The organism is Bacillus sp. JST-5, assembly GCF_057747715.1.
Window position 1 is genome coordinate 1 of record NZ_JBYLHW010000131.1, and the last position, 1,894, is coordinate 1,894.

A 1,894-nucleotide genomic window follows, 5' to 3' on the forward strand; every position below is an offset into this window, starting at 1 on the left:
GGGCTTGTCTAAAAAGTCCATAAAAACAGAGCGAATGGAGAAAACAATGAGTTTTTCCATTCGCTCTGTTTCCTTATTTTTGAAATTGGTTTGGGAATTTGCGGCCCATTTCAGTATGTTGTGGGCCATTGCCACAATCCCGAATTCTGTTCGGACTTTATGAAGCCCCCGTAACAGAAATCGAGTGAAACGCAAATTGCCCTTGATGTTCCCGAACACACTTTCGACATCCACTTTACGCTTCGCATAAAGAGCTGCCTTTTGTTCGTCACCAAGAGCTGCTTTGGCTTTCGCTTTCATTTCTTCATAAATCGTGTTCCAATATACTCGACGATTTCCTTTGGCTTTCGTACACTCATTCTTCAACGGGCAATCCGTACAATCTTCACACTCGTACACTTTCAAATCTTGTATGTATCCAGATGCATTTTTTCTTTTTTGATAATACTTGAATACGACTTTCCGATTGTTCGGACAGATAAAGCAATCGTCTTCTTCGATGTATTTCCAGTTTTGTACTTTTGATAAATCCTTTTTAAACTTTTTACTTTGTTCCTTCAAATAGGTTTGGTATGGGGCTAATAATTCAAAACGAGGTTCTTTTTCTTCGCCAATCGCATATAAATAGTTTTCTTCACTCGCATATCCTGCATCGGCAATGACATACTTGAGTTTCTTTTCCTTCGGTATCGATTCCAATAACTTTTCCATAAATGGTTGGAAACAGCGAGTATCTCCTGGATTTTGATAAATTTCAAATCCCACGATAAATTGATGTTGTGTGGCGAGTTGAACATTATAACCCGCCTTGAGTTGGCCGTTTTTCATATGGTCCTCTTTCATTCGCATAAAAGTGGCCTCATGGTCGGTTTTCGAGTAGCTATTTCGTTCACCTAGAATCTGTTTTTGTACTTTGTATTTTCGTAATCGTGGAAGATAATCCGTTTGAATCGTTTTCAGTTGTTTGGTGAGTTGGGATTTTTTAGAGCGAAGTTCTTTTTTTCTTTCTTTGTCTTCTTCCTGTTTATAATCTTTTTCCAAAGCTTCTATTCTCTCAGAAAGTTGTGCCGATGATTTTTCTAATTCTTCTTCTAATTGTTCTTCTTTTAATTCCTCCAAGGCGATTTGGTGCGCTTCTTGTAGAAACGATTGAATTTTGGCTCGTAGTTTCTGATCATATTTTTCTACGGATTTTCGCCATACAAACGTATATTTGTTGGCATTCGCTTCTATTTTCGTACCATCCACAAAAATATGGTCGAGGTCGATAAATCCTTGTTCTACTAGTTGAAGGACAAATTGTTCAAATACAGAATCCATCATGTTTGACATACGAACACTACGAAAATCATTTATTGTGCGATGGTCAGGGGTTTGCAATCCCGCCAACCACATCATCGGAAGATTTTCTTTCACCATTTGCGCCATTTTCCGACTTGAATAAACGTTTTGAGTGTACGCATATAAAATCACTTTCAATAACATTTTAGGGTGATAGGGTGCACGACCCCCACCAACATAATGAGTATACAACACTTCATCCGGAATCGATTCCACCATTTCATCCACTAAACGGGCGACATGATTTTCAGGAATATACATTTCGATATCTAAAATGCTCATGACTTGACGATTGCAATAAGGTTGGAAAACTAGCTTTTTGCGTTTCTTGTTCTTTTGAACCTCTATTTTTTGAATACCCTCTAGAGTCATTTCTAATTGCGTGTTATAATTTTCTTGAATAGTCATTTGATTATTCATAAAAAATCGTCCTTTCTTTAGAATGTTTTTTGGTCAATTTCATTCTATAAAAAAGGACGATTTTTTTGTACCCTAAAAACAGAAAAAAGGGCTGAGCCGAAGGTCGATTCAATCGACTTTTCGGACAGCCCCT

At 37.5% G+C, this 1,894-nt stretch carries 1 protein-coding gene; it reads right to left on the reverse strand.

Features of this window, described 5'->3' with window-relative positions:
- Window positions 1–1,761 (reverse strand): IS1182 family transposase (locus tag AC3ASS_RS14075; RefSeq protein ID WP_488284136.1); only part of this gene is annotated, 1,761 nt, incomplete at its 3' end.
- Between the last annotated feature and the right edge of the window lie 133 nt (window positions 1,762–1,894).